Origin of the sequence: Mycobacterium mantenii (assembly GCF_010731775.1) — a bacterium.
Lineage (GTDB): Bacteria > Actinomycetota > Actinomycetes > Mycobacteriales > Mycobacteriaceae > Mycobacterium > Mycobacterium mantenii.
Map to the genome: position 1 here is coordinate 4,819,837 of NZ_AP022590.1, position 21,865 is coordinate 4,841,701.

The window sequence follows — 21,865 nt, forward strand, 5'->3', positions numbered from 1 at the left end:
TAAATGAGTGCCGTGAGCCTGCTGTCCCGAATCATCCTGCCCCGGCCGGGCGAACCGCTCGACGTCCGCAAGCTGTACCTCGAGGAGTCGACGACCAACGCCCGGCGCGCGCACGCGACCAGCCGCACCTCGCTGGAGATCGGCAAAGAGTCCGAGGTGTCGTTCGCCACCTACTTCAACGCGTTCCCGGCCAGCTACTGGCGTCGCTGGACGATCTGCACATCGGTGGTGTTGCGGGTGGAGTTGACCGGAACCGGGCGCGTCGACATGTACCGGACCAAAGCCACCGGGGTGCGGATCTCGGTGGAGGGCCGCCAATTCGTCGGCACCGAGGATCAGCCGGCCGTCGTCGAGATCGAGGTGCCGCTGAAGCCCTTCGAGGACGGCGGCTGGATCTGGTTCGACATCACCACCGACACCGCGGTCACCCTGCGCAGTGGCGGCTGGTATGCGACCGAGCCCGCTCCGGGCGTGGCCAACATCGCCGTCGGCATCCCCACGTTCAATCGCCCCGCCGACTGCGTCAACGCCCTGGCCGACCTCACCGCAGATCCGTTGGTGGACGCGGTGATCGGCGCGGTCATCGTGCCGGATCAGGGCGTCCGCAAGGTGCGCGATCACCCGGATTTCGCGGCAGCCTCGGCGGGCCTGGGCAGTCGGCTCTCCATTCACGACCAGCCCAACCTCGGCGGGTCCGGCGGTTACAGCCGGGTCATGTACGAAGCGCTGAAAAACACTGACTGCCAACAGATTTTGTTCATGGACGACGACATCCGCATCGAGCCGGACACGATCCTACGGGTGCTGGCGATGAACCGCTTCGCCAAGAAGCCGACGCTGATCGGCGGCCAGATGCTCAACCTGCAGGAGCCGTCACACCTGCACATCATGGGCGAGGTCGTCAACCAGTCGAACTTCATGTGGACCGCCGCGCCGCACGCCGAATACGACCACAACTTCGCCGAATTTCCGTTGAACGACAAGAACGATCGCAGCGCGCTGCTGCACCGGCGCATCGACGTCGACTTCAACGGGTGGTGGACGTGCATGATCCCCCGGCAGGTCGCCGAAGAACTCGGCCAGCCGCTGCCGCTGTTCATCAAATGGGACGACGCCGAATACGGTCTGCGCGCCGGCGAACACGGCTACCCGACGGTCACGCTGCCCGGCGCCGCGATCTGGCACATGGCCTGGAGCGACAAGGACGACGCCATCGACTGGCAGGCCTACTTCCACCTGCGCAACCGGCTGGTGGTCTCCGCGCTGCACTGGGATGGCGACATCACCGGCCTGGTCCGCAGCCACCTCAAGGCAACGCTGAAACACCTTGCCTGCCTGGAATATTCGACGGTCGCCATCCAGAACAAGGCCATCGACGACTTCCTCGCCGGCCCGGAGCACATCTTCTCGATCCTGGAATCGGCGCTGCCTGAAGTGCACCGGCTACGCAAGGAATACCCGGACGCCGTCGTGCTGCCGGCGGCCAGCGAGCTGCCCAAGCCGCTGTACCAGAGCAAGGCGATGAAGCCGCCGGTGAACCCGGTGTCGATCAGCTACCGGCTGGCCCGCGGCATCCTGCACAACATGACGAAGGCCGACACGGAGTCCCACAGCCGGCCCGAGTTCAACGTGCCGACCCAGGATGCGCGCTGGTTCCGGCTGTGCACGGTCGACGGCGTGACGGTCACGACGGCCGACGGCTGCGGCGTGGTCTACCGGCAGCGGGACCGGCGAAAGATGTTCTCGCTGTTGTTCAAATCGGTGCGCCGGCAGCGCCAGTTGCTCGCCCGGTTCGACGAGATGCGCCGGGTGTATCGCGACGCGCTGCCCGTGCTGTCCAGCAAGCAGAAGTGGGAGACGGCGCTGCTGCCCGCGCACGCCGAGCGCGAGAATGCCTGAACCGGCGCCCCCTACTGGGGAGGTGGCCGCGCTGGTGGCTGTGCAGTCGGCCCTGGGCGAGCGCCCCGGTGTGCTGACAACGGCGCGCGGTCTGTCCCATTTCGGCGAGCACAGCATCGGCTGGCTGGTCGTGGCGTCGGTCGGCGCGCTGCTGATGCCGAAGCGGCGTTTCGATTGGCTGGTGGCCGGGGCCGGCGCGTTCGCCGCCCATGCCGCCGCCGTGCTGGTCAAGCGGGTGGTGCGGCGCCAGCGGCCGCACGATCCGGCGGTGGTGGTGAACGTCGGCACGCCGAGCCGGCTGAGTTTCCCGTCGGCGCATGCCACCTCGACGACGGCCGCGGCCATCCTGATGGGGCGGGTCACCGGTCTGCCGCTGCCCGCCCTCCTGATTCCTCCGATGGCGTTGTCGCGGATGCTGCTGGGGGTGCACTATCCCAGCGACGTGGCCTGCGGCATCGCCCTCGGTGCCACCGTCGCGCGAATCGCCGTGCGGCTTGAAGGCCGGGCGCGGAAGGTCTGGGCGAATGAGTGAGGACGTGGTGACCGGCCCCTCGGACAACGTGGTGGTCGGGGTTATCAAGGCGATCCGCCCGCGGCAGTGGGTGAAGAACGTCCTGGTGCTGGCAGCGCCGGTGGCCGCGTTGGGCGGCCCGGTGCACTACAACTACGCCGACGTGCTGACCAAGGTGTCGGTGGCGTTCGTGGTGTTCTGCCTGGCGGCCTCGTCGATCTATCTGGTCAACGACGTGCGCGACGTCGATGCCGACCGCGAGCACCCCACCAAGAGGTTCCGCCCGATCGCCGCGGGCGTGGTGCCGGAGTGGCTGGCCTACACCCTGGCGGTGGTTCTCGGGGCGGGCTCGCTGGGGCTCGCCTGGTGGCTGACGCCGGACCTGGCGGTGGTGATGGCCGTCTACCTCGGCATGCAGCTTGCCTACTGTTTCGGTCTGAAACATCAAGCGGTGATGGACATCTGCATCGTGTCGTCGGCGTACCTGCTGCGCGCCATCGCCGGCGGCGCCGCCACCGGCATCCCGCTGTCGCAATGGTTCTTGCTGACCGCGGCATTCGCGTCGCTGTTCATGGTGGCGGGCAAGCGCTACGCCGAGCTGCAGGTCGCCGAGCGCACCGGCGCCGCCATTCGCAAGTCCCTGGAGAGCTACACCAGCACCTATCTGCGGTTCGTCTGGACCATGTCGGCCACCGCGGTGGTGCTCTGCTACGGGCTGTGGTCGTTCGAGCGTGACCGCCACTCGGGGTCATGGTTCGCGGTGTCGATGGTCCCGTTCACCATCGCGATCCTGCGCTACGCGGTCGACGTGGACGGCGGGCTGGCCGGCGAACCCGAAGACATCGCGCTGCGGGACCGGGTGCTGCAGCTGCTTTTTGTGGCGTGGATAGCGACGCTTGGAGCCGCCGTTGCCTTCGGTTAGCCCCGAACTGCAGGCCCTCAAAGCGCGCATGATGCGGAGCCGGCCGGTGACCAGGCGGGCCGGGTGGCCCATCTTTCCGTACACCACGATGGTGCGGGTCAGCCTGTGGATCGGCGTGGCGGTGGTGGCCGTCCTGTTCGGCTGGGGGAGTTGGCAGCGGCGGTGGATCGCCGACGACGGGCTGATCGTGTTGCGCACCGTGCGCAATCTGCTCGCCGGCAACGGACCGGTGTTCAACCAGGGCGAGCGGGTGGAGGCCAACACCTCCACGGCCTGGACCTACCTGATGTATGCCGGCAGCTGGGTCGGCGGCGCGCTGCGCATGGAGTACGTCGCGCTCGCGCTCGCCCTGACGCTCTCGGTGGTGGGCGTGACGCTGCTGATGCTGGGCGCCGCGCGGTTGTACGCGCCGAGCTTGCGGGGCCGCAAAGCCATCATGTTGCCCGCCGGGGCGCTGGTTTATATCGCGCTGCCGCCGGCGCGGGACTTCGCCACGTCCGGGCTGGAGAGCGGTTTGACGCTGGCCTATCTCGGACTGCTCTGGTGGATGATGGTCTGCTGGGCGCAGCCGGTGCGCAATCGCGCGGACAAGAAGGTGTTCGCCGGTGCGCTGGCGTTCGTGGCCGGGTTCAGCGTCCTGGTCCGGCCCGACCTGGCGCTGATGGGTGGGCTGGCGCTGATCATGATGCTGATCGCGGCACGGACGTGGCGCCGCCGGGTGCTGGTGGTGGTGGCCGGGGGATTCCTGCCGGTGGCCTACGAGATCTTCCGGATGGGCTATTACGGCCTGCTCGTCCCGGGGACCGCCCTGGCCAAGGACGCGGCCGGGGACAAGTGGTCGCAGGGGATGATCTACCTGTCGAACTTCAACGCGCCCTACGCGGTGTGGATCCCCCTGGTGCTGCTCGTGCCACTGGGCGTGCTGCTGTTCGCCGCCCGTCGACGGCCGTCATTCCTGCGTCCCGCGCTGGCGCCCAACTACGGGCGGCTGGCCCGCGCGGTGCACAGCCCGCCCGCGGTGGTGGCGTGGGTGCTGTTCAGCGGTCTGCTGCAGGCTCTCTACTGGATTCGGCAGGGCGGCGACTTCATGCACGCCCGGGTGCTGCTGGCGCCGCTGTTCTGTCTCCTGGCCCCGGTGGCCGTCATCCCGGTGGCCATCCCCGACGGCCAGGACTATTCGCGGGAGACCGGTAACTGGGTGGCCGGCGCCGCCGGCGCATTGTGGCTGGGCGTGGCCGGATGGGCGCTGTGGGCGGCGAATTCACCCGGGATGGGCGACGACGCCACCCACGTCACCTACACCGGGATCGTCGACGAACGCCGCTTCTATGCCCAGGCCACCGGTCACGCGCATCCGCTCACCGCAGCCGACTACCTGGGTTATCCGCGAATGGCGGCCATCCTGACCGCCCTCAACAACACTCCCGAAGGCGCGTTGCTGCTGCCGTCGGGCAATTACATCCAGTGGGATTTGGTGCCGCAGGCCCAGCCGGCGCAGGGCGACAAGTCCGCGCAAAAACCCCAGCATGCAGTGTTTTTCACCAATCTCGGCATGGTCGGCATGAACGTCGGGCTCGACGTCAGGGTGATCGATCAGATCGGTTTGGCGAATCCGCTTGCGCAACACACCGAACGGCTCAAGCACGGCCGCATCGGGCACGACAAGAACCTCTTCCCGGACTGGGTGATCGCCGACGGCCCCTGGGTGAAGGTGCCTCCGGGGATTCCGGGCTATCTGGACGCGCAGTGGGTCGCCGAGGCCGTCGCGGCGCTGCAATGCCCCGAGACGAAGGCGGTGCTCAGCTCGGTGCGCGCGCCGATGACCCCGCACCGATTCGTGTCCAACCTGGTGAACTCCTTCCAGTTCACCGGGTACCGGATTGACCGGGTGCCGCGCTACGAGTTGGCACGGTGTGGCCTGCCGATACCCCCGGAGGCCCCGCCCCCGCCGCGCGAGTAAGCGTCGCGCAGAAGAATTTTCGGCAGATGCCGCACGAATCACCGTCCGCGCGCCGCGAAAAAGTGGCAGCAACATCACAATTGGCCTCTCACCAGGCGCCAATGACGGTTAAGCACATGCGAAAACAACACCTTTTAGACACATGTTCAATTTGAAAACCGCTGGGAAGGAGGGCCGCTCGACGGTAGGTGCCGTCGCCTCGATGCGGCTGAACGATGCAAGGTGTGGTTGACTACACGGGCACTGCCGCGCTTGCGCGCAGGCAGTTCGACCCAATCAAGAAAGCGTCCGATCGGTGAACTGCGCCGAAAGGCCGCAAGAAGGATGAGGAAGCAAGGATGACGCTTGTCGACAGATTGCGCGGCGCCGTGGCGGGTATGCCGCGCCGGCTCGTCGTGGCGGCCGCGGGTGCGGCGCTGCTCTCGGGCCTGATTGGCGCCGTCGGAGGCTCGGCGACCGCCGGGGCCTTCTCGCGCCCGGGTCTGCCGGTGGAGTACCTGCAGGTTCCGTCCGCGGCAATGGGCCGCGACATCAAGATCCAGTTCCAGAGCGGTGGCCCGAACTCGCCTGCGTTGTACCTGCTCGACGGTATGCGTGCGCAGGACGACTTCAACGGCTGGGACATCAACACCCCGGCGTTCGAGTGGTACAACCAGTCCGGCATCTCGACGGTCATGCCGGTCGGCGGCCAGTCCAGCTTCTACTCCGACTGGTACAAGCCCGCCTGCGGCAAGGCCGGCTGCGTCACCTACAAGTGGGAGACCTTCCTGACCAGCGAGCTGCCCGCGTACCTGGAGAGCCAAAAGCAGGTCAAGCCGACCGGCAGCGCCGTGGTCGGCCTGTCGATGGCCGGATCGTCCGCGCTGATCCTGTCCGCCTACCACCCGCAGCAGTTCGTCTACGCCGGCTCGCTGTCGGCGCTGCTGGACCCGTCGCAGGGCATGGGCCCGTCGCTGATCGGCCTGGCCATGGGTGACGCCGGTGGCTACAAGACCGCCGACATGTGGGGTCCGAAGGACGACCCGGCGTGGGCGCGCAACGACCCGTCGCTGCAGGTCGGCAAGCTGGTCGCCAATAACACCCGCATCTGGGTGTACTGCGGTAACGGAAAGCCGTCCGACCTCGGTGGCGACAACCTGCCCGCGAAGTTCCTGGAGGGCTTCGTGCGGACCAGCAACCTGAAGTTCCAGGACGCCTACAACGGGGCCGGTGGCCACAACGCGGTGTGGAACTTCGACGCCAACGGCACCCACGACTGGCCCTACTGGGGCGCGCAGCTGCAGGCGATGAAGCCTGATTTGCAGTCGGTGCTGGGCGCCACCCCGGGTGCGGGTCCGGCCACGGCCGCCACCACCAACGCGGGCAACGGGCAGGGCACCTAACCACACCAAGCACGACGACTGGCGGCGGAAACCCCTCGGGGCTTCCGCCGCCAGTTGTTTGCGGCCCGTGTGACGTGTTTCACTACCCGGCGGTCGGGGGAACTACGGCGCTGGCTAATCTGCTGTCAGCGACTAGACGATGGAGGGTGGACATGACGGTCGTGCGGGGTGTGTCAGCGCTTCTACGGGTGTTCTGCGTAGCCGTGCTAGCGGTCGGGGCGGCGTTCGCGCTGCAGACCGCTGCAACCGTCGGCAAAGCCCGGGCGGCGGGCTACGAAAGCCTGATGGTTCCGTCGGCGGCCATGGGCCGCGACATTCCGGTGGCCTTCATGGCCGGTGGTCCGCACGCGGTCTACCTGCTCGACGCCTTCAACGCGGCCCCGGACGTGAGCAACTGGGTCACCGCCGGCAACGCGATGAACACGCTGGGCGGCAAGGGCGTCTCGGTGGTGGCCCCGGCCGGCGGCGCCTGGAGCATGTACACCAACTGGGAACAGGACGGCAGCAAGCAGTGGGACACGTTCCTGTCCAGCGAGCTGCCCGATTGGCTGGCCGCCAACAAGGGCCTGGCGCCCGGGGGGCACGCAGCCGTCGGTGCCTCGCAGGGCGGCTACGGCGCGATGGCGTTGGCCGCCTTCCACCCCGACCGCTTCGGCTTCGCCGGATCGCTGTCCGGGTTCCTCTACCCGTCGAGCACCAACTACAACGGCGCGATCCTGGCCGGCCTGCAGCAGTTCGGCGGCGTCGACGGCAACGGCATGTGGGGGGCCCCGCAGCTGGGCCGGTGGAAGTGGCACGACCCGTACGTGCACGCCTCGCTGCTGGCGCAGAACAACACCCGGGTGTGGGTGTGGAGCCCGACCAACATGGGTGGCGACGATGCCGCGATGATCGGTCAGGCCGGCGCGGCGATGGGCAGTTCCCGCGAGTTTTATCAGCAGTACCGCAGCAACGGCGGACACAACGGTCACTTCGACTTCCCCGGCGGCGGCGACAACGGCTGGGGCTCGTGGTCGGGGCAGCTCGGGGCGATGTCGGGCGACATCGTCGGCGCCATCCGCTAGCGGCGATCGCCGGCGCGGCGGAGCCGCGCGCAGTGGGTCGGCGCCATCTGCCCGCGGCTCGCTGCCCGAGGGGCCCAGCCGGCCGAGCCGGTAGCGTGTAGGGGGTGCAGCAGGGGTCGGGAGGGCCGCGTAGCTGCGATCCACCGACTCTGCTGGCAGGAGAACATGGCTAACAGCGCGCGGCGTAAGCGCCAACGCACCCTCGCTTGGATCGCCGCAGTGTCCGTCGCTGCCGTCGTCTTCCTGGGCATCTTGGCCGCGGTCACCCTGCTGCGCGGCCACCAGTCGCAGCCCAGCGCGGTGCCGCCCGGGGTGCTGCCGCCGTCGTCGACCACGACGCACCCGCACAAGCCGCGACCCGCCTCGCAAGACGCCTCGTGCCCTGACGTGCTGCTGGTCAACGTTCCCGGCACGTGGGAATCCGCGGTGCAGGACGACCCCGCCAACCCCGTCCAATTTCCCAATGCGTTGCTGCACAAGGTGACCGCGAGCATTATCCAGCAGTTCCCGTCGTCGCGGGTGCAGGAGTACACCACCCCGTACACCGCGCAGTTCCACAATCCGTTGAGCGGCGACACGCAAATGTCCTACAACGCCAGCCGGGCCGAGGGCACCCGCGCGACGGTTCAGGCGATGACCGACATGAACACCAAGTGCCCGCTGACCAGTTACGTGCTGATGGGCTTTTCGCAGGGCGCGGTGATCGCGGGTGACATCGCCAGCGACATCGGCAACGGCCGCGGGCCCGTCGACGAGGACCTGGTGTTGGGTGTGACGTTGATCGCTGACGGTCGTCGTCAGATGGGCGTCGGCAACGACATCGGGCCCAACCCGCCGGGGCAGGGCGCCGAGGTCACGTTGCACGAGGTGCCCATTCTGTCCGGGATGGGTCTGACCATGACCGGTGCGCGCCCGGGGGGGTTCGGCGACCTCAACGCCAGGACCAATGAGATCTGCGCGCCGGGCGACCTCATCTGCGCCGCGCCGGAGGAGGCGTTCAGCATCGCCAACCTGCCGACCACACTGAACACCTTGGCCGGCGGCGCGGGCCAGCCCGTCCACGCCCTCTACGCCACGACGCAGTGCTGGAGCATCGACGGGGCGCCGGCGACCGACTGGACGTTGAACTGGGCTCACGGTCTTATCGCGAATGCGCCACAACCAAAGCACGGATGATCTCCGGCGGTGGGACACAAGCGTCAGGTGGCGGTCGCCGACGTCGATCAGCGGTACCTTGTGATTTGGTCTGCCGTAGGCAGCCCCGTAACATTAAGAGGAATTTAAGAGCTATCGGACCTTTGTCGCGCACCCGTCGGGTCGGTCGGGGACTGGCACATGGCCGGCGTACCCCAGCGGGTGCCGTGCGAGGTCCGGTGTACGCGTAGACATGTAACCGTCGGCATAGCCGGCTTGAGAACGAAGTTGTCGGCGGAGCCGACCTAGGAACAAGGTGTCGGCCGGGCCGACCGAAAACAGGTGTGACAGGAGAGCGGCATGGTGTACCACAACCCGTTCATCGTGAATGGAAAGATCAAGTTCCCGGACAACACGAACTTGGTCAAGCACGTTGAGAAGTGGGCGAGGGTTCGCGGCGACAAGCTCGCCTACCGGTTCCTGGACTTCTCCACCGAACGCGACGGCGTCGCCTGCGACATCTCCTGGTCGGAGTTCAGCGCCCGCAACCGCGCCGTGGGCGCCCGCCTGCAGCAAGTCACCCAGCCCGAGGACCGCATCGCGGTGCTCTGCCCGCAGAACCTGGACTACCTCGTGGCGCTCTTCGGCGCGCTGTACGCCGGCCGGATCGCGGTGCCGCTGTTCGACCCGGGCGAGCCGGGCCACGTCGGCCGCCTGCACGCCGTGCTCGACGACTGCACCCCGTCGACGATCCTGACCACCACCGAGGCCGCCGAGGGCGTCCGCAAGTTCATCCGCGCCCGCGCGGCCAAGGAACGTCCCCGCATCATCGCCGTCGACGCGGTGCCCAACGAGGTCGCGTCCACCTGGGTGCCGCCCGAGGCCGACGAGAACACCATCGCCTACCTGCAGTACACCTCCGGGTCCACCCGCACCCCGACCGGCGTGCAGATCACCCACCTCAACCTGCCCACCAACGTGTTGCAGGTGCTCAATGGGCTCGAGGGCAAAGAGGCCGACCGCGGCCTGTCCTGGCTGCCGTTCTTCCACGACATGGGGCTGATCACCGCGCTGCTGTCACCGGTGATCGGCCACAACTTCACCTTCATGACGCCGGCCGCCTTCGTGCGCCGGCCCGGCCGGTGGATCCGCGAGATGGCGCGCAAGCCCGACGACGCCCCGGACTGCGAGGTCATCACCGTGGCGCCGAACTTCGCGTTCGAGCATGCCGCGGTCCGCGGTGTGCCCAAGGAGGGCGAGCCGCCGCTGGATCTGAGCAACGTCAAGGCGATCCTGAACGGCAGCGAGCCGGTGTCCCCGGCGTCGATGCGCAAGTTCTACGAGGCGTTCTCGCCCTACGGTCTGCGGGAGACCGCGATCAAGCCCTCCTACGGTCTGGCCGAGGCGACGCTGTTCGTCTCCACCACGCCGATGGACGAGGCGCCCACGGTCATCCACGTCGACCGTGACGAGCTGAACAAGCAGCGCTTCGTCGAGGTGCCCGCCGATTCGCCCAAGGCTGTGCCCCAGGTGTCCGCCGGCATCATCGGCGTCGACGAGTGGGCCGTCATCGTCGACCCGGAGACCGCCAGCGAGCTGCCCGACGGTCAGATCGGCGAGATCTGGCTGCACGGAAACAACCTGGGCACCGGCTACTGGGGCAAGGAAGAAGAGACCAACGACATCTTCCGCAACATCCTCAAGTCGCGGATAAGCCAGTCGCACGCCGAGGGCGCCCCCGACGACGGCATGTGGGTCAAGACCGGCGACTACGGCACCTACCACAAGGGCCACCTCTATATCGCGGGCCGCATCAAGGACCTGGTCATCATCGACGGCCGCAACCACTACCCGCAGGACCTCGAGTACTCGGCGCAGGAAGCCAGCAAGGCGCTGCGCACCGGTTACGTCGCGGCCTTCTCGGTGCCGGCCAACCAGCTGCCCAAGGAAGTGTTCGACAACCCGCACGCCGGCATCAAGTACGACCCCGATGACGGCTCCGAGCAGCTGGTGATCGTCGCCGAACGCGCGGCCGGCTCGCACAAGCTGGACTACCAGCCGATCGCCGACGACATCCGGGCCGCGATCGCGGTGCGCCACGGCGTGACGGTCCGCGACTTACTGCTGGTGCAGTCGGGGACCATCCCGCGCACCTCCAGCGGCAAGATCGGGCACCGCGCCTGCCGGGCCGCCTACCTCGACGGCAGTCTGCGAAGCGGCGTCGGTTCCCCGACGGCCTTCGCCAGCGCCACCGACTGAATCCCTTAGGACCATGGCTGACACTGAGCATCCCGAAAACGACACCCCGGGCCCTGACGGGGAGGTGCCCGCCAAGAAAATGGACATGACCGTCCCCGAGATGCGCCAGTGGCTGCGCAACTGGGTGGGCCGGGCCGTCGGGAAATCACCCGACGACATCGACGAGTCGGTGCCGATGGTCGAGCTGGGCTTGGCGTCGCGCGATGCCGTGGCGATGGCCGCCGACATCGAGGACATGACCGGTGTGACCCTGTCGGTCGCGGTCGCGTTCCAGCACCCGACCATCGAGTCGCTGGCCACCCGCATCATCGAGGGCGAACCCGAACGCCCCGATGACGGCCTCGACGGCGCCGACTGGAGCCGCACCGGCCCGGCCGAGCGCGTCGACATCGCGATTGTGGGCCTGTCGACGCGGCTGCCGGGCGACATGAACTCCCCGGAGGAGACCTGGCTGGCCCTGATGGAGGGCCGCGACGCCATCAGCGACCTGCCCGAGGGCCGGTGGTCGGAGTTCCTGGAAGAGCCGCGGATCGCCGCGCGGGTCGCGACGGCACGCACGCGCGGCGGCTATCTGAAGGACGTCAAGGGCTTCGACTCGGAGTTCTTCGCCGTCGCCAAGACCGAAGCCGACAACATCGACCCGCAGCAGCGGATGGCGCTGGAGCTCACGTGGGAGGCGCTCGAGCACGCCCGGATTCCGGCGTCGAGCCTGCGCGGCGAGGCCGTCGGCGTGTACGTCGGCTTCTCCAACAACGACTACCAATTCCTGGCGGTCTCCGACCCGTCGGTCGCGCACCCCTATGCGATCACCGGCACCGCCACCTCGATCATCGCCAACCGGGTGTCCTACTTCTACGACTTCCGCGGCCCGTCGGTGGCGCTGGACACCGCCTGCTCGAGCTCGCTGGTGGCGACGCATCAGGCGGTGCAGGCGCTGCGTAACGGCGAATGTGACGTGGCCGTCGCCGGTGGCGTCAACGCGTTACTCACGCCGTTGGTGACGCTCGGTTTCGACGAGATCGGCGCGGTGCTGGCCCCCGACGGCCGGATCAAGTCGTTCTCGTCGGACGCCGACGGCTATACCCGCTCCGAGGGTGGCGGCATGTTCGTGCTCAAGCGGGTCGACGACGCCCGTCGCGACGGCGACCAGATCCTGGCCGTCATCGCCGGCAGCGCGGTCAACCACGACGGCCGGTCCAACGGGCTGATCGCCCCCAACCAGGACGCCCAGGCCGAGGTGCTGCGCCGGGCGTACAAGGACGCCGGCATCGATCCGCGCACCGTGGACTACATCGAGGCGCACGGCACCGGCACGGTCCTGGGTGACCCGATCGAGGCCGAGGCGCTGGGCCGGGTCGTCGGCCGGGGCCGGCCCGCCGATCGTCCGGCGCTGCTGGGTGCGGTGAAAACCAATGTGGGACACCTGGAGTCGGCCGCCGGAGCGGCGAGCCTGGCCAAGGTGGTGCTGGCGTTGCAGCACGACAAGCTGCCGCCGTCGATCAACTTCGCCGGCCCCAGCCCCTACATCGACTTCGACGGCATGCGCCTGAAAGTCATTGACAGCGCGAGCGATTGGCCGCGCTACGGCGGCTACGCGCTGGCCGGGGTGTCCAGCTTCGGCTTCGGTGGCGCCAACGCCCACCTGGTGGTGCGCGAGGTGCTGCCCCGTGACGTCGTCGAGCGCGAAGCCGAGCCGCAGCCCGCCGCCGCCCCGACCGCCGACGCGGCCGAGGCGCCCACGATGGAAAGCCACTCGCTGCGGTTCGACGATTTCGGCAACATCATCCCCGACGCCTCCGAGGTGGAGGAGGAAGAATACGAGCTGCCGGGCGTGACCGACGAGGCGCTGCGCCTCAAGGAGATCGCGCTGGAAGAGCTTGCCGCGCAAGAGGAGTCGGAGCCGACCAAGCCGCTGATCCCGCTCGCGGTGTCGGCGTTCCTGACGTCGCGCAAGAGGGCCGCCGCCGCCGAGCTCGCGGACTGGATGGAAACCCCGGAAGGCCGGGCGTCGTCGCTGGAATCGATCGGCCGGGCGCTGTCGCGGCGCAACCACGGCCGCTCGCGTGCGGTGGTGCTGGCCCACGACCACGACGAGGCCGTCAAGGGCCTGCGGGCGATCGCCGAGGGCAAGCAGCGACCCAACGTGTTCAGCACCGACGGGCCGGTGACCAGCGGACCGGTCTGGGCGATGGCCGGTTTCGGTGCGCAGCACCGCAAGATGGGCAAGAACCTGTACCTGCGCAACGAGGTCTTCGCCGAGTGGATCGAGAAGGTCGACGCGCTGATCCAGGACGAGCGGGGCTACTCGATTCTCGAGCTGATCCTCGACGACTCGCAGGACTACGGCATCGAGACCAGCAACGTCGTCATCTTCGCGATCCAGATCGCCCTGGGCGAGTTGCTCAAGCACCATGGCGCCAAACCCGCTGCGGTGGTTGGCCAGTCGCTCGGGGAGCCCGCGTCGGCCTACTTCGCCGGCGGCCTGTCGCTGGCGGATGCGGCCCGCGTGATCGCCTCGCGCTCACACCTGATGGGCGAGGGCGAGGCGATGCTGTTCGGCGAGTACATCCGGTTCATGGCGCTCGTCGAGTACTCCGCCGACGAGCTCAAGACGGTGTTCGCCGACTTCCCCGGCCTAGAGGTGTGCGTCTACGCCGCACCCAGCCAGACCGTCATCGGCGGCCCGCCCGAGCAGATCGACGCGATCGTCGCCCGGGCGGAAGCCGAGGGCCGGTTCGCCCGTAAGCTGCAGACCAAGGGCGCCGGCCACACCTCGCAGATGGATCCGCTGCTCGGTGAGTTCTCCGCCGAGCTGCAGGGGATCCACCCGCTGAGCCCGAACGTCGGCATCTTCTCGACCGTGCACGAGGGGACTTACATCAAGCCCGGTGGCGAGCCGATCCACGATGTCGCCTACTGGGTCAAGGGCATGCGGCATTCGGTGTACTTCACCCATGGCGTCCGCAACGCCGTCGACAGCGGCCACACCACCTTCCTGGAACTCGCGCCCAACCCGGTGGCGCTGATGCAGATCGGCCTCACCACCGCCGCCGCGGGTCTTCATGACGCTCAACTGATTCCGACGCTGGCCCGCAAGCAGGACGACGTCGAGTCGATGATCTCGGCCATGGCCCAGCTCTACGTCCACGGTCACGACCTGGACATCCGCACCCTGTTCACCCGTGCGCAAGGCCCCGAGGACTACGCGAACATCCCGCCGACCCGGTTCAAGCGCAAAGAGCACTGGCTGGACGTGCACTTCTCCGGCGACGGCTCGGTGATCATGCCCGGGACGCATGTTGCGCTGCCGGATGGTCGCCACGTCTGGGAGTTCGCCCCGCGCAACGGCGAGACGGACCTGGCCGCGCTGGTGAAATCCGCTGCGACACAAGTTCTTTCGGATGCACAGCTGGTGGCGTCCGAGCAGCGCGCGGTGCCCGGCGCGGGCGCCCGGCTGGTGACGACGATGACCCGGCACCCGGGTGGCGCGTCGATTCAGGTGCACGCCCGTATCGACGAGTCCTTCACCCTGGTCTACGACGCGCTGGTGGCACGGGCCGGTCAGAGTGTCGCCGCATTGCCGGCCGCGGTGGGCGCCGGCGCGACGATCACCGCCCCGGCCACGATCGCCGCGGTCGAGGCTTCCCAGGCGCCGGCCGAGGAGGCCGACGCCGAGACGCTGTCGGACAGCCTGACCAACCGCTACCTGCCGTCCAGCGTGGGCCGGTGGACACCGGATTCCGGCGAGACCATCGGCGAGAGGCTGGGCTTGATCGTCTCGGCGGCAATGGGTTACGAGCCCGAGGACCTGCCGTGGGAGGTGCCGCTGATCGAGCTCGGCCTGGACTCGCTGATGGCGGTGCGGATCAAGAACCGCGTCGAATACGACTTCGACCTGCCGCCGATCCAGCTGACGGCCGTGCGCGACGCCAACCTGTACGCCGTCGAGAAGCTGATCGAGTATGCGATCGAGCACCGCGACGAGGTCGAGCAGCTGCACGAGCACCAGAAGACGCAGACGCCCGAGGAGATCGCCCGGGAGCAGGCCCAGTTGCTCAGCGGGGCGACGCCGACCTCGGCCGCGGCACCCGCACCGGACCCGCAGGCCGAGCCCGAGACTCAGCCGGCCCCGCCCTCCTCGGACGCGCCGATCCCGCCGCCGCCGACGGATCCGTCCGGCCCGAAGGGCGCGGTGACCAACGGCGCGAAGCCGGATCTCGCGGGCGCGCTCAGCCAGGAAGCGGTGGCCAAGGCGCTGAACTCCGATGTGCCGCCGCGTGATGCGGCCGAGCGGGTCACCTTCGCCACCTGGGCGATCGTCACGGGCAAGTCGCCGGGCGGCATCTTCAACCCGCTGCCCAAGCTCGACGAGGACACCGCGGCCAAGATGGCGCAGCGGCTCTCCGAGCGCGCCGAGGGCGACATCAGCGCCCAGGACGTCCTGTCGTCGGAGACCATCGAGGAGCTGGCCGAAAAGGTCCGCCAGTACCTCGAGGCCGGTCAGATCGACGGCTTCGTCCGCACCCTGCGGGCCCCGCAGAACGAGTCGCAGATACCGGTGTTCGTGTTCCACCCGGCCGGCGGTTCGACCGTGGTCTACGAGCCGCTGCTGAACCGGCTGCCCGCGGACACGCCGATGTACGGGTTCGAGCGCGTGGAGGGCACCGTGCAGGAGCGGGCCGCCCAGTACGTGCCGAAGCTGCTGGAGATGAACGAGGGCAAGCCGTTCATCCTGGCCGGGTGGTCGCTCGGCGGCGCGCTGGCGTACGCGTGCGCGATCGGGCTGAAGCGGGCCGGCGCCGACGTGCGCTTCGTCGGGATGATCGACACGGTGCGCGCCGGCGAGGAGATTCCGCAGACCCGGGAGGAGACCCGCAAGCGCTGGGACCGGTACGCGAAGTTCGCCGAGCGCACCTTCAACGTCGAGATCCCCGCGATCCCCTACGAGCAGCTCGAAGAGCTCGACGACGAGGGGCAGGTCAAGTTCGTGCTGGACATCGTCCAGCAGAGCGGTGTGCAGATTCCGGGTGGCATCGTCGAGCACCAGCGGACGTCCTACCTGGACAACCGGGCGCTCGAGACCGTCCAGATCGAGCCGTACGACGGCCACGTCACCCTGTACATGGCCGACCGCTACCACGACGACGTCGTCGAGTTCGAGCCGCGGTATGCGATCCGCAAGCCCGACGGCGGCTGGGGCGAGTACGTGGCTGACCTCGAGGTGGTGCCGATCGGTGGCGAACACATCCAGGCCATCGACGAACCGATCATCGGCAAGGTGGGTGCTCACCTCGCGGACGTGCTGAATAAGGTGGAGGCGGAAACCAGTCAGACGAGTGAGGTGGGCAAGTAGTGACGGAGACCGTGCCAGCTTCGGGGGTAGCTCCCATCCAGCACACCACCGCCGAGAAGCTGGCCGAGCTCTACGCTCGCCTGGAACTGGCCAAAGAGCCCGGCGGCGAGAAGGCCGTCGCCAAGCGCGATAAGAAGGGCATCCCGAGCGCACGCGCCCGGGTGCAGGCGCTGGTCGATCCGGGCACCTTCCTGGAGACCGGGGCGCTGGCCAAGACCCCGAACGACCCGAACGCGCTCTACGGCGACGGGTGCGTCACCGGGCACGCCATGATCGACGGCCGGCCGGTCGGGGTGTTCTCCCACGACCAGACGGTGTTCCAGGGCACCGTCGGTGAGATGTTCGGCCGCAAGGTGGCCAGGCTGATGGAATGGTGCGCCATGGTTGGCTGCCCGATCATCGGCATCCAGGACTCCGGTGGTGCCCGCATCCAGGACGCGGTCACCTCGCTGGCGTGGTACGCCGAGCTGGGCCGCCGCCACGAGGCGCTGTCCGGGCTGGTGCCGCAGATCTCCCTCATCTTCGGGAAATGCGCTGGGGGAGCGGTGTATTCGCCGATCCAGGACGACCTGCTGGTCTCGGTGCGTGACCAGGGGTACTTCTTCGTCACCGGGCCCGACGTGATCCGAGAGGTCACCGGCGAAGACGTCACCCTCGACGAGCTCGGCGGCTCCGATGCGCAGGCCCGCAACGGCAACATCCATCAGGTGGTCGACTCCGAGGCCGAGGCGTTCCAGTACGTGCGCGACTTCCTGTCGTTTCTGCCGTCGAGCGCCGTCAGCGAGCCGCCGATCGTCAACCCCGGCCTCGAGCCGGAGACCACCCCGACCGATCTGGAGCTCGACTCGATCGTGCCGGACTCGGACAACATGGCCTACGACATGCACGAGATCCTGCTGCGGATCTTCGACGACGGCGACTTCCTCGACGTCGCCGCGCAACACGGGCCGGCCATCATCACCGGATTCGCCCGGGTCGACGGACGCCCGGTGGGCGTCATCGCCAACCAGCCCATGTACTTGTCCGGGTCGATCGACAACGAGGCCTCCGATAAGGCGGCGCGGTTCATCCGGTTCTGCGACGCGTTCAACATCCCGCTGGTCTTCGTGGTGGACACCCCGGGCTTCCTGCCGGGCGCCGAGCAGGAGAAGAACGGCATCATCAAGCGCGGCGGCCGGTTCCTGTACTCGGTGGTCGAGGCCGACGTGCCGAAGGTGACCATCACGGTCCGCAAGTCGTACGGCGGCGCCTACGCGGTGATGGGGTCGCGGCAGTTGACCGCCGACTTCAACTTCGCCTGGCCGACCGCGCGCATCGCGGTGATCGGCGCTGAGGGGGCCGCGCAGCTGCTGATGAAGCGGTTCCCGGACCCGACCACGCCCGAGGCGCAGCAGATCAAGAAGGACTTCATCGAGGGCTACAACCTAAACATGGCGATCCCGTGGACCGCCGCCGAACGCGGATTCATCGACGCGGTCATCGACCCGCACGAGACCCGGCTGCTGCTGCGCAAGTCCATGAAGCTGTTGCGGGACAAGCAGTTGTGGTTCCGCACGGCACGCAAGCACGGGCTCATCCCGATCTAGTCCTCTTGCCGGCGCGGGGGCCGCGTCTTTCCAGGCAATAGGTGACTCCGCAAAAGTGCTAGCGCATGCGCTAACGCATGTCGAAGTGGCGCTTGTGATTTCGCAACCACCGTACCGACGGCTAGAGCCGCAGCGCGCCGTCGAGCAGTTCGTCGAAGCGCTCCAGCGCCTTGTCGGAGTCGGCGTCGATACCGCGCAGCGCCCCTCGATCGGCGAGATAGCGCTGCGCGTGCAGCCGGGCCACCAGTGCCTTGCGTTCACCGCCCCGGATGGCCCGCTCCCAGGCGGCCTGCTCGATGAGTAGCGCGCCGGCGTAGACGTCGCCCATGAATTGGGCCAGCGGGAACAGCCGCGCCTCGGCCGTCTCCCTGTCGAGCTTGGTCCACGCGGTGATCGCGGCGTCCAGATCCTCGATCCGGCCGGCGACCAGCCGGGTGGCTTCGTCGTCGTCGGCGACCGACACCGCGTCGCGCAACCGCGCCAGCAGCGACTCGTGCGCGCGGGTCTGCTCGATCCCGCGTCGCACATCCAGACACAGAATGTTGTCCGGCCCCTCCCAGATCGTGTTCACCTGCGCGTCGCGCAGCAGCCGCGCCACCGGCCAGGTCTCGACATAGCCGTTGCCGCCGTGGATTTCGATCGCATCCGAGGCCGCGGTGATCCCCAGCCGGCACACCCTGAGTTTGGTGACGGGCACGGCGATGCGTTGCCGCATGGGACGCGGCTGGCGATGGTTGGTGGCGCCGGTGCCGTCGAACACCAACGCCGCGGCGGCCTCAACGTCGACGATCATCTCGGCGAGTTTCCGCCGCATCAGCGGTTTGTCGATGAGAGCTTCGCCGAAGGCCCGGCGTTGGCGGGCATAACACACCGATTCGACCAGGGCGCGACGCGCATTGCCGAGCGCGAACAAGGCGATGCCCAGGCGCGCGGCGTTGGTCAGCTCCATCATGCGGCCCAGCCCCTTGCCGTCCGACGGTCCCGCGGCGGCGTCGGTGGGCTCGCCGGACAGCAGAAACGCTTCGGCATCGACGAATTCGACCTCGCCCGAGGCCACGGAGCGGGTGCCGAGCTTGTCCTTGAGCCGCCGGACCCGCACCCCGTTGCGCGAGCCGTCGCGGCGGGTGCGCAGCACCAGGAAGTTGGCGACGCCCCGCGAAGAGTCCGGTGCGCCTTCGGGTTTGGCCAGGACGACGAACGCCTCCCCGGCGCAGTTGGACGCAAACCACTTGAAGCCGTTCAACAACCACGCGTCACCATGCCGCGTGGCCGTCGTCTCCAGCGCGCCCAGATCGGAGCCGCCCGTGCGTTCGGTCAACAGCTGCGCCGTCTCGCCGGCCCACTCACCGGAGGCGAATTTGGCCAGCACATGCTCGGCCACATCGGGCGGTGCGTACGCGGCCACCAGCGACTGGACCATGCCGCCGCCGGTGCCCAACGCGCAACCCATCCCGATATCGGCTTGGTTGAGCAGGTAATTCGACGCGAACATGGTGAGCGACGAGCTCATCTTCGCCCCGCGTGCCTCGGTGCGCAGCGCCTGTTGGGCATCCAGGACCGCGCGCTTGGACTGTGTGAAGGAGGTCGGCATGACCACCTCGCTGATGTCATGACCCCACCGGTCGTAGCGCTGCAGCCGGGGCGGGTTGCGATCCGTCTCCTCGGCCCACCGCGCCACCGGACCGCCCATCAATTCACCGATGCGCGTCAAGTGGCGTTCGGCCAGCGGCAGTTCCTCGGGCTTAAGGTAATAGGCCATGGTGAACTGCAGCGTGGGATCGATCAGGTACCAGTTGAGCCCGACGGCCCCGCGGTAGTTCTCCGTCGCGTAGCGCTGCGATTTCTCGTCGGTGGAAAACGGCAGCCGGTCCACCGCCTCTGCGGCGTAGTCGCTCATGGGTGAGACGCTACGCGCCGAGCCGATCGTCAGGCAGTGGCCCGCAGCGGGCGGCGCCGGCGATTCGGGCCCGGCCCGGATCGGGCGCCCGCCTCGGCGCGCCGGGCCAGCGCCTTGGGGTTGATGATCACAACGGTCTTGCCTTCCAACAGGATCCAGCCCCGAGTGGCGAAATTGCGCAACGCCCTGTTCACCGAAACCCGGTCCGCGCCCACGAGTTGGGCCATCTCGTCCTGGCTGAGCTCGAGTGCGAGCCGCAGCACGTCGCCCTCGCGGGTGCCGAACCGCTCGCCCAACACCAGCAGCTGACGGGCAACGCGCGCGGTGACATCGCTGGAAACCAGTTCGACGAGTTGTCGTTCGCTGTGCTGCACCTGCCGGGTCATCGTGCGCAGCAGCTGTTCGGCGATGGCCGGCTGTTGTGCCATCAGTGCGCGCAGTGCGGCGCGGTCCAGCGACATCGCCCGCACATCGGTGATCGCGGTGGCGGTGCACGCGCGGGGACCGGGATCGAACACCGCCAGCTCGCCGAAGATGTCCGCGGGGCCGATGATCGCCCGGAGGCTGCAGCGCCCGGCGGGCCCGCGATAGCTGATCTTCACCGCCCCTTCGACGATCAGATAGACGCGATCACCGGGCTCGCCCTGGCTGAAAATTGTTTCGCCGGACTTGAATTCGGAGGTGCGTACCTGAACGTGGTCCGCACCGCGGCCGGATGCAGTGGTCACGAATCCCCCTCGGTCAGGGCGCTTCGGCGGTCAGGAAAACCAGCCGGAAATTGCCGATCTGGACTACGTCGCCGTTGGCCAGCACCGCGGAATCGACGGTGGCGCGGTTGACGTAGGTGCCGTTGAGGCTGCCGCGATCGACGACGCGGAATTCGCCGTTCTCGGTGCGGAATTCGGCGTGCCTGCGGCTGACCGTGATGTCGTCGAGGAAGATTTCGCTGGCGGGATGCCGCCCGGCGTTCATGACCGGCTGGTTCAACACGAATGTCGCCCCGACGTTGGGACCCCGCTTCACCACGAGCATGGCCGAGCCGCGAGTCAGCGTCGCCGCCGCTTCGACTACGGCCGACGAGCTGTCGATCTCATCGCGGGCATCGGCACGCAGCGACTCGATATCGCCGGTGGCATCATCCGCCGCGGCTCGCTGCTGGCTTGTGTTTTCCTGTGGTAATGACACCGCTGCCCTTCACGTCCTTGGAAACCCATCGCATCATCCGACTCGAGCGCCAAAACAGGGCCGGAAGTCCCCGCTTTGTCCGCGGCGGGCAGTGGCGGCGGCGTGCGGGCGGGGGCTAGGAGTTGACCGGCACCACGAACTCAGAGGTATAGAACTCCGCCGGATTCTGCGAGTTTGCATTCGCCCGTTCGATAATCACCCAAACACCGGTCGTGCCCGGCCGAATGGTGTCGGCCACGGTCGCAGTCCCGTTTCCGGCGCCGTCGGTGACCATGTCGGTAAAGGCGGTTCCCGGGTCCCCGGGCCCACAGGTCGACGACGACGGGCGGGGTTCTTCGATGAGGCCGACGTCGAAATGCGTGCCCGGTTCGGGCCCGTCGACCAGATGCACGTCGGCGACGGCCCGGGCTCCGCTCGTGCGCACGACGGCCGAACCGGTGCCGAGCATCGGGCTGGGCACCTTGGGCGCGATGCTGACCTTGCTGAAATCGCAACGCCGCAGGTAGTTGTCGAATACGACGGTGGTGCCGCCGCCCTCGGCGGTGGCCGTGCCGATGGCCGAAGTCACGACCGGGGCGATCAGCACCGTGACCGCGGCCGTGCAGGTTCCCAGGCGTGTCAGCGTGTGCATGGGGCCACCCTTTTCCGTCATGTGAACGGGATCACAGCGAAAAAAGAGTATTGACCCGAAATTGGCGGAATTAAACCTTTGA

General features: G+C 68.1%; 14 protein-coding genes. 10 read left to right on the top strand and 4 right to left on the bottom strand.

Features of this window, described 5'->3' with window-relative positions; genetic code table 11:
- The first annotated feature begins 3 nt into the window (after window positions 1-3).
- The 10 genes from G6N50_RS21975 (at window position 4) to G6N50_RS22020 (ending at window position 18,070) form a co-directional block, all read left to right on the top strand.
- Complete coding sequence (locus tag G6N50_RS21975; protein ID WP_083097237.1) at window positions 4-1,899, top strand: glycosyltransferase; 1,896 nt, start codon at window positions 4-6, stop codon at window positions 1,897-1,899.
- The gene (locus tag G6N50_RS21980) at window positions 1,892-2,431 is read left to right on the top strand and encodes a phosphatase PAP2 family protein (protein ID WP_083097239.1); all 540 of its coding nucleotides are present in this window, start codon (window positions 1,892-1,894) and stop codon (window positions 2,429-2,431) included. The genes G6N50_RS21975 and G6N50_RS21980 overlap by 8 nt, the downstream gene beginning before the upstream one ends.
- The gene (locus tag G6N50_RS21985) at window positions 2,424-3,332 is read left to right on the top strand and encodes a decaprenyl-phosphate phosphoribosyltransferase (protein WP_083097240.1); all 909 of its coding nucleotides are present in this window, start codon (window positions 2,424-2,426) and stop codon (window positions 3,330-3,332) included. Before G6N50_RS21980 ends, G6N50_RS21985 begins: the two co-directional genes overlap by 8 nt.
- Complete coding sequence (gene aftB / locus G6N50_RS21990) at window positions 3,319-5,292, top strand: terminal beta-(1->2)-arabinofuranosyltransferase (RefSeq protein WP_269473838.1); 1,974 nt, start codon at window positions 3,319-3,321, stop codon at window positions 5,290-5,292. Before G6N50_RS21985 ends, aftB begins: the two co-directional genes overlap by 14 nt.
- 338 nt (window positions 5,293-5,630) lie before the next feature.
- Window positions 5,631-6,674, top strand: coding sequence for a diacylglycerol acyltransferase/mycolyltransferase Ag85A (gene ag85A / locus G6N50_RS21995; protein ID WP_083097243.1), 1,044 nt, complete (start codon window positions 5,631-5,633; stop codon window positions 6,672-6,674).
- Window positions 6,675-6,835: 161 nt separating this feature from the next.
- Entirely contained in the window at window positions 6,836-7,738 is a 903-nt protein-coding gene (locus tag G6N50_RS22000) for an esterase family protein (protein WP_083097325.1), read from the top strand.
- A gap of 165 nt (window positions 7,739-7,903) precedes the next feature.
- Window positions 7,904-8,914 (top strand): carboxylesterase Culp6, encoded by a 1,011-nt coding sequence (gene culp6 / locus G6N50_RS22005; RefSeq protein ID WP_083097245.1) that lies wholly within the window; start codon window positions 7,904-7,906, stop codon window positions 8,912-8,914.
- A 318-nt stretch (window positions 8,915-9,232) separates the two neighbouring features.
- Complete coding sequence (gene fadD32, locus G6N50_RS22010; protein WP_083097246.1) at window positions 9,233-11,131, top strand: long-chain-fatty-acid--AMP ligase FadD32; 1,899 nt, start codon at window positions 9,233-9,235, stop codon at window positions 11,129-11,131.
- A gap of 79 nt (window positions 11,132-11,210) precedes the next feature.
- Complete coding sequence (gene pks13, locus G6N50_RS22015; RefSeq protein WP_372509887.1) at window positions 11,211-16,484, top strand: polyketide synthase Pks13; 5,274 nt, start codon at window positions 11,211-11,213, stop codon at window positions 16,482-16,484.
- An 11-nt stretch (window positions 16,485-16,495) separates the two neighbouring features.
- Window positions 16,496-18,070: an acyl-CoA carboxylase subunit beta gene (locus G6N50_RS22020; protein WP_142275663.1), complete on the top strand. Its 1,575-nt coding sequence runs from the start codon at window positions 16,496-16,498 to the stop codon at window positions 18,068-18,070.
- Between the two features lie 121 nt (window positions 18,071-18,191).
- Here G6N50_RS22020 and G6N50_RS22025 read toward each other — a convergent pair whose 3' ends face one another.
- The 4 genes from G6N50_RS22025 to G6N50_RS22040 all read right to left on the bottom strand — a co-directional run bounded on the left by G6N50_RS22025 (window position 18,192) and on the right by G6N50_RS22040 (window position 21,783).
- Window positions 18,192-19,967 (bottom strand): acyl-CoA dehydrogenase family protein, encoded by a 1,776-nt coding sequence (locus G6N50_RS22025; protein ID WP_083097252.1) that lies wholly within the window; start codon window positions 19,965-19,967, stop codon window positions 18,192-18,194.
- 29 nt (window positions 19,968-19,996) lie between these two features.
- Window positions 19,997-20,695: a Crp/Fnr family transcriptional regulator gene (locus G6N50_RS22030; protein WP_083097254.1), complete on the bottom strand. Its 699-nt coding sequence runs from the start codon at window positions 20,693-20,695 to the stop codon at window positions 19,997-19,999.
- 13 nt (window positions 20,696-20,708) lie between these two features.
- Entirely contained in the window at window positions 20,709-21,152 is a 444-nt protein-coding gene (locus G6N50_RS22035) for an FHA domain-containing protein (RefSeq protein WP_083097255.1), read from the bottom strand.
- Between the two features lie 115 nt (window positions 21,153-21,267).
- Window positions 21,268-21,783 carry a hypothetical protein gene (locus G6N50_RS22040; protein WP_083097327.1) on the bottom strand — a complete coding sequence of 172 codons (516 nt, stop codon included), beginning with the start codon at window positions 21,781-21,783 and terminating at the stop codon, window positions 21,268-21,270.
- Window positions 21,784-21,865: the final 82 nt, after the last annotated feature.

Excerpts from the sequence above, each read along its gene's own strand:
- G6N50_RS22025 (WP_083097252.1), bottom strand. The coding sequence starts at position 19,967 with ATGAGCGACTACGCCGCAGAGGCGGTGGACCGGCTGCCGTTTTCCACC.
- ag85A (WP_083097243.1), top strand. The coding sequence starts at position 5,631 with ATGACGCTTGTCGACAGATTGCGCGGCGCCGTGGCGGGTATGCCGCGC.
- G6N50_RS22040 (WP_083097327.1), bottom strand. The coding sequence starts at position 21,783 with ATGCACACGCTGACACGCCTGGGAACCTGCACGGCCGCGGTCACGGTG.
- G6N50_RS21980 (WP_083097239.1), top strand. The coding sequence starts at position 1,892 with ATGCCTGAACCGGCGCCCCCTACTGGGGAGGTGGCCGCGCTGGTGGCT.
- culp6 (WP_083097245.1), top strand. The coding sequence starts at position 7,904 with ATGGCTAACAGCGCGCGGCGTAAGCGCCAACGCACCCTCGCTTGGATC.
- G6N50_RS21975 (WP_083097237.1), top strand. The coding sequence starts at position 4 with ATGAGTGCCGTGAGCCTGCTGTCCCGAATCATCCTGCCCCGGCCGGGC.
- G6N50_RS21985 (WP_083097240.1), top strand. The coding sequence starts at position 2,424 with ATGAGTGAGGACGTGGTGACCGGCCCCTCGGACAACGTGGTGGTCGGG.
- fadD32 (WP_083097246.1), top strand. The coding sequence starts at position 9,233 with ATGGTGTACCACAACCCGTTCATCGTGAATGGAAAGATCAAGTTCCCG.
- pks13 (WP_372509887.1), top strand. The coding sequence starts at position 11,211 with ATGGACATGACCGTCCCCGAGATGCGCCAGTGGCTGCGCAACTGGGTG.